Origin of the sequence: Campylobacter sp. (assembly GCF_017646085.1) — a bacterium.
Lineage (GTDB): Bacteria > Campylobacterota > Campylobacteria > Campylobacterales > Campylobacteraceae > Campylobacter.
In genome coordinates, this window is the sequence record NZ_JAGCNF010000137.1 from 1 (window position 1) to 6,798 (window position 6,798).

A 6,798-nucleotide genomic window follows, 5' to 3' on the forward strand; every position below is an offset into this window, starting at 1 on the left:
AAATCGTAAACGTCTTGTCCGCCGTCTATCTCATAAAACTCCAATTCACAATAATTTTCGGCAACGTATTCTCTCACGGCTTGTTTTTCTTTATCTTCAACATCTTTGCCATAAACTGCAATCATAAATTCTTTATCTCTTACGTTGAGCTTTTCGGCAAGAGAAGTGAACGCTGTTACTTTATCATCTGCAGAAACTTGCATAACCTTGTCGGTAAAACCAATATATTGTCCCTTTTCAATCTCAACGCCGTCAATGTTTGCAGTTCTTATTGAACTGGTAATCATACCCGTTGTTACGTTTTGCATATCGCTTATCATGGCTTCTTTAATCGCTTCAGGGTCATCTAAAGGAAAGTCTAGCATAGAAAGAATTGAAGTTATCAAAGGCCCTATGAGTACTCTATATGGCTCAGAGGCATTAGGTGGCGTGGTAAATATCATCACTAAGAAGGTTAGCGATGAGTGGGGCGCTTCGTTTGGGCTAAATACTCTAATAAACGAAGATAATCAGTGGGGAAATTTATATGGATTTAATATCTACGCTGATGGTCCATTAATAGAGAATAAGCTAGGCGCTACATTTAGATATGCTCAAAGCTACAGAGAGAAATCAAATGTAATGTATAGGGATCAAAATGGTAAAGAAGTGGAAGCGGCTGATACTGAAAGTCCAACAAAGGCTAATAACTATAATATAGGCACAAGATTAAGCTATATACATGATGATGCAAATACATTTGTATTTGATATAGATTTTGCTAGAAATCATTTTGATAATAGAGAAGGGGAATATAGTAGCGGTCAAGTAGAAAAAGGGGGCTATGAGCCAACTATGGATATAGATAAGTTAGTAACCTATCTAACGCATGAGGGTGTGTATGATGGATTTACTATAAATTCAGGTATCCAGTATAACCGTGTAACTAATAATGGTAGAATAGTAGTAGCTAATAATAATCCATATAGCGGACAAAATAGAGATATCCTAGCTCAAGATTATATAGCTGATACTAAGGCTGTAATTCCAATTGGTCAAAGCAATATATTAAGCGTAGGAGCTGAGTATAAACTAGAAAAAATGCAAGACAAGATAGCTAGTCCAAGCAGATTTAGCCAGTATGCTATAGCGGCATTTGCTGAGGATGAGTATTCGATATTAGAAAATTTAAGATTAACACTAGGTGCTAGATATAACTACCATGAGACATTTGGTAATAATATCTCTCCAAGAGCGTATCTAGTCTATAATCTAAATGAAAATTTTACATTTAAAGGTGGTGTATCAACAGGCTTTAAAGCTCCTACAGCAAATAAGCTAATAGCTGGGGAGTATAACTATAGTGGTAAAGGCGCAATTCCAGTATATGGTAATCCAGATCTAAAAGAGGAGACATCGATAAACTATGAATTGGGTATGGGTTATAGCGATGATATATTTGATATGGCTGTAACTGGATTTATCACTGATTTTAAAGATAAAATTTCAAGCATATCATATAGTCAAGGTGATACAATTTCTAACATAGGGGTAACATGTAATTCAACTAGAAATAGATGCTCCCAAGCTATAAATCATGGTGAAGTGCAGTATATGGGTGTAGAAGTTAGCGCTGGTGTTAGACCTATTAGCGATATGAATCTAAATTTAGCCTATACATATCTAGATACTGAGATTAAAGAGAGCGATACTAAGGATAGCGTAGGCAAACCAGTAGATGACTCACTAAAGCACAACATCGTAGTTAAAGCTGATTATAGTATCAATAGTACCTTTACTCCTTGGGTAAAAGGCGAGTGGCAGATAGATAGATATATGGGTGATACTAATATAAATAGAGAGTATTACAAAGATATATTTTTAGCTTCTCTTGGCGTGGCTGTGGAGATTAATAAAAATTGGAATTTAAATGCTGGTATATATAATCTATTTGATAAAGATTTTACAGATGGATATGTAGATGGTGTAAATACATATAATAGAGTAGATGAGGGCAGAAGATACTATCTATCACTAAATGGTAGATTCTAAAAGATAGTAGGGCTAGTCCCTACTACTCATCTAATGTTCTTACTATTAGGCTATCTGGTAAATTTAGCTCATTTAAAATTTCAATCTCTTTTCTTCTCATCTGTCCATCATCGTTTTCATGATCATATCCAAGAATATGAAGTAATCCGTGAGTAAAAAGTAGAGCTATCTCTTCATCTATTGTGTGTCCTAGTTCATTGGCTTTAGTCATTGCTAGGTCTGTATTTATAACTATTGAGCCAATTGGAAAGTGTGGTATATAGTGTAATGGAAAGCTTAGCACATCTGTGGTTTTATCTATTTTACGCTCTTTTAGATTGATTTGGTGCATAGTTTGAGAATCTACTAGTAGCAGTTCTATATCAGCATTTGTGAGCTTTTGTGCGATTATATCTAGAATTTGGGGGTAGTTATCTTCACATATTATCATTTGTAACCTTTATAGATTTATTTAATAGTGAGTAGGTGGAGAGTTCTCCACCGAAGAATTATTTATAAGCTTTTATAGCAGCGTCTAGGATTGCTTCAGCTTTGCTAGCATCTTCAAAGCCTTTTACTTTTACCCATTTATTAGGCTCAAGCATTTTATAAGTTTCAAAGAAATTTTTAATTTTATCAAGTGTAGCTTTTGGTAGGTCATCTATGCTTTTAATGCTATCATATCTAGGATCGATTTTGCTTACTGGTACAGCTAGAAGTTTCTCATCCATACCGCTTTCATCTTCCATTACCAAAACACCAATTAAGCGGCACGGAATTACGCTACCAGCTTGAAGCGGATACTCATTAAGAACTAAAATATCAGCTGGATCACCATCATCAGCTAGAGTTGATGGGACAAAGCCGTAATTAGCTGGATAAAACATTGCTGAGTATAATACACGATCTACTACTACAGCACCGCTATCTTTGTCAATTTCATATTTAATATTTGATCCATATGGGATCTCAATTACTGCGTTTAGTTTATCTGGATTGCTACCAGCTTTGATTTTACTAATATCCATATTTATTCCTTAATCATAGTATTTAATAAATTTGCCATATCGCTAACGATCTCTTCAATTGTGCGTTCGCCATTGATATTGCGAAGTAGAGATTTAGAGCTATAAAAATCTCTAATCTCTTTAAGAGGGCCTAGATATACTTTCATTCTATTATTAAAGACTTCATCATTATCATCTGCGCCTCTAGCTCTGCCTAAAACCCTTTCTCTAGCTACATGTTCGCTTACATCTACTTCTATAACACCTGAGAGTTCTACATCATCAGTATTAGCTAGAACTTTATCAAGCTCCATCATCTGCTCAACGCTTCTTGGATATCCATCTATTAGGATATAATCAGTAGGGCTAGATTTAATAGCTGAGATTATAGTATTTACAACTACATCTAGTGGGACTAAATTTCCTTTTGAGATAAAGCTATCTATCAAACGGCCTAGATCGCTACCGCTAGCTACTTCAGCTCTTAATAGATCGCCAGTTGAGTAGTGGCTAAATTTATTATCATTTGTAGCGATTATGCTAGCATCGGTTGTTTTGCCGCTACCTGGAGCACCGATTATTAAAAATAGTTTTTTCATTATTTTTCCTTTTCTCTTAATCTTAAACCTAGATCCCTTAATTGATGAGTATCTACGCTACTTGGGGCTTGTGTCATTAGACAAGAAGCTTTTTGAGTTTTAGGGAATGCGATCACATCACGAATACTAGATGAACCAGTAACTAGCATAATAAGCCTATCTAAACCAATAGCAAATCCACCATGTGGAGGCGCACCAAAGCTAAGCGCATCTAATAAGAAGCCAAATTTCTCTTTTTGCTCTTCTTCATCAATTTTAAGAAGTTTAAAGACTTTTTGTTGAATATCATTTTTGTGAATTCTAATACTTCCGCCACCTAGTTCAACACCATTTAAGACAACATCATAAGCGATACTTGTGATATCTTCTAAATTTGGCTCGTCTGGATTATTTGGCATTGTAAATGGATGGTGCATAGCTGAGTAACTACCATCATCGTTTTGTTCAAACATAGGGAAATCTACTACCCATAAGAACTCAAGTGCTTTCTCATCTATAATTCCTAACTCACCAGCTAAGAAAATTCTAAATCTTCCCATATAGTCTAAAACTGTCTTTTTATCACCAATTCCAAAGAATACAACATCGCCAACTTTAAGATCACATCTAGATACAAGCTCATCAATTTGTTCTTGTTCAAAGAATTTAACAAGCGGCCCTTTTAATCCATCTTCTTTAACTTGGATAAATGCTAGACCCTTAGCACCAAATTTACGCACAAACTCTTCAAAGCGCTGCATTTGACGCTTACTAAAGATATTATCGCCATTTGGAACCTTGATAGCTTTGGCTCTATTTTTGCGTGGATCTTGTGCTGGAGTGCTAAAAATTTCATTATTTGATTTAGCAAATATATCTATTACATCAACCATAGCTAGATCAAATCTAAGATCTGGCTTATCGCTACCATAAAGCTCCATAGCATCTTTATAGCTCATTCTTCTAAATGGGGTTTGTATCTCGTGCCCACAAGCTGCAAAAATATCTTTTAATACCTCTTCACCAACTTTAATCACATCTTCTTGATCGCAAAAACTCATTTCAACATCTATTTGAGTAAATTCTGGTTGGCGATCGGCTCTTAAATCCTCATCTCTAAAACATCTTGCAATTTGAAAATATTTATCAAATCCAGCACACATTAAGAGCTGTTTAAATAGTTGTGGACTTTGAGGAAGTGCGTAAAACTCACCAGGATGTACACGACTAGGAACTAAATAATCTCTAGCACCTTCTGGTGTAGCACGAGTTAGCATAGGAGTCTCAACCTCTAAAAATCCAAGTCTATCAAGTGCATTTCTACAAGCTATGCTAGCTTTAGAGCGAAGTTGGAATTTATTTAGGCTCTCTTCGTTTCTTAAATCTAAAAAGCGATATTTTAATCTAATATCTTCACCAACATTATTATCGCCAACTACAAAAGGTAGTGGAGCGCTCTCATTTTCGATGATTAGCTCATCTATTACTACTTCGATTTGGCCAGTTTTTAGCCTTGGATTTACTAATCCTTCGCCTCTAGCTCTTACTTTTCCTTTGGCTCTTAAAACATACTCATCTCTAACTTTTGAAGCTATATCATGAGCTGATTTGCTATCTGCTGGGTCGCATACAAGCTGTATAAGTCCGCTTCTATCACGTAGATCTATAAATATAACGCCACCGTGGTCACGATATGAATTTACCCAACCACATAGACTCACGCTTTTACCGATATCTTTTGCGTCTAAGTCGGTGCAGTAATGACTCCGCATATTAATCCTTTCGTTTATAAAAAATCGCCATTATACATTAAATTTTATAAAATTTTTATTAGAGATTTTTATTACTAATTAACTGAAGTTAAATTTAGGCTTTTAGATATACTTTATATTATATTTTTTTGTGTAGAATTTTGATTTTTGGAGAGTATTATGTCTGAAATTCATAAAAATATAAATACCATAGCAATTACAACAAGAGATCCAATAGAGCAAAAAGATTCTTTAGTAAAGATTATAAAAATTATTAAAAGTCGCTCAATTGATGTTATATTTGAATCACATGTAGCTAGCAGTCTTGGTGTGCAAGGATATGAGTTTGATGAGTTAACTAAAATATCTAAAGTTATTATCTCTTTAGGTGGCGATGGTAATTTTATTGCTACATGTCGCAAAGCAGCTAGGAGCGGAGTTTATGTATATGGTGTTCATACTGGGCATCTTGGCTTTTTAACTGATTCAACTTTAGATGGATTTGGTGGATTTTTAGATCAGTTTTTAGCTGGAATTTATGATATTGAGCGTCCATATATGCTTAGGGCAAATTTTAATAAAAATGGTAAAATTACTACTAAACTCGCCTTCAATGATATAGTTTTAATGCGCAAAAAGATAGATACCACTTCGCATATTGATGCATTTTTAAATTCAAAACACTTTAATTCATATTTTGGTGATGGGGTGATAGTTAGCTCTGCGATGGGCTCAACTGCATATAATATGAGCGCTGGTGGTCCGATTATATATCCACTTTGTGATGCTTATAGTGTTACTCCAGTTTGTTCTCATAGCTTAACTCAAAGACCGCTTGTCTTGCCTAAAGAGTTTGGGCTAGAGTTTAGAAGTAATGATGATGTAGTAGTGCTAATAGATGGCCAAGATAGATTAGATTTAATTGAATTTGATAGTGTTGATATTAGCGTAAGTGATATTAGGGTGAATTTGCTTAGACATCAAGGGAGAGATTACTTTGGTGTATTAAAAGAGAAATTAAGATGGGGGCATCAGTGATAGAGAGACTTTATCTAAAAAATTATTTAAGTTTTGATGAATTAGAGCTAAAATTTAATAATGGACTAAGTGTATTTACTGGTGTTAGCGGTGCGGGTAAAAGCGTTTTGATGGGAGCTATTTTAAGTGTTTTTGGCTATAAAGATAGTGAGGCTAGACTCATTGAGGCTGATGTAGATTGCAAATTAGGATTAGATGAGTTTGGGATCGAAGAAGACGATATAAACTGCTTTAAGCTTTTAAAAGATAAAAGTACAAGATACTTTATAAATAATCAATCAATATCTAAAAAAAATTTAAATTTAGTAGCTAGCCGCCATTTAAAATATCTAAGTGCGAAGGATATTACAGAGTTTGAAAATTCTAGATTGCTTGGACTTTTAGATATTTTAGCTAGTAAAAAATCTAAAAATC

At 34.5% G+C, this 6,798-nt stretch carries 7 protein-coding genes and 1 pseudogene; 3 read left to right on the forward strand and 5 right to left on the reverse strand.

All coding sequences use genetic code 11. The features are described 5' to 3' along the window. The coding region (locus J6V67_RS07825; protein WP_367205792.1) for a hypothetical protein at positions 1–443 on the reverse strand (443 nt) is incomplete at its 3' end. On the opposite strand from J6V67_RS07825, the pseudogene J6V67_RS07125 reads away from it, so the two are divergent. Then, positions 358–2,031, forward strand: a pseudogene (locus tag J6V67_RS07125) (TonB-dependent receptor); the annotation flags it as partial. The gene J6V67_RS07825 and the pseudogene J6V67_RS07125 sit on opposite strands and share 86 nt — an antisense overlap. A gap of 22 nt (positions 2,032–2,053) precedes the next feature. Here the strand turns inward: J6V67_RS07125 and ybeY are convergent. From ybeY to aspS, 4 genes are read right to left on the reverse strand one after another with little or no spacing between them, the layout of a single operon-like run. Continuing rightward, positions 2,054–2,461 carry an rRNA maturation RNase YbeY gene (gene ybeY, locus J6V67_RS07130; protein WP_086256220.1) on the reverse strand — a complete coding sequence of 136 codons (408 nt, stop codon included), beginning with the start codon at positions 2,459–2,461 and terminating at the stop codon, positions 2,054–2,056. A gap of 58 nt (positions 2,462–2,519) precedes the next feature. Then, positions 2,520–3,038: an inorganic diphosphatase gene (gene ppa / locus J6V67_RS07135; protein WP_291860787.1), complete on the reverse strand. Its 519-nt coding sequence runs from the start codon at positions 3,036–3,038 to the stop codon at positions 2,520–2,522. Positions 3,039–3,040: 2 nt separating this feature from the next. Next, the gene (locus tag J6V67_RS07140) at positions 3,041–3,616 is read right to left on the reverse strand and encodes an adenylate kinase (RefSeq protein ID WP_291860790.1); all 576 of its coding nucleotides are present in this window, start codon (positions 3,614–3,616) and stop codon (positions 3,041–3,043) included. After that, positions 3,616–5,367 (reverse strand): aspartate--tRNA ligase, encoded by a 1,752-nt coding sequence (gene aspS / locus J6V67_RS07145; RefSeq protein ID WP_291860792.1) that lies wholly within the window; start codon positions 5,365–5,367, stop codon positions 3,616–3,618. The genes J6V67_RS07140 and aspS overlap by 1 nt, the downstream gene beginning before the upstream one ends. 159 nt (positions 5,368–5,526) lie before the next feature. Between aspS and J6V67_RS07150 the strand changes: the two genes are divergently transcribed. Next, positions 5,527–6,384 carry an NAD(+) kinase gene (locus J6V67_RS07150; protein ID WP_291860794.1) on the forward strand — a complete coding sequence of 286 codons (858 nt, stop codon included), beginning with the start codon at positions 5,527–5,529 and terminating at the stop codon, positions 6,382–6,384. Next, a partial coding sequence (locus J6V67_RS07155; protein WP_291860796.1) for an AAA family ATPase occupies positions 6,381–6,798 on the forward strand: 418 nt, incomplete at its 3' end. The genes J6V67_RS07150 and J6V67_RS07155, both read left to right, overlap by 4 nt.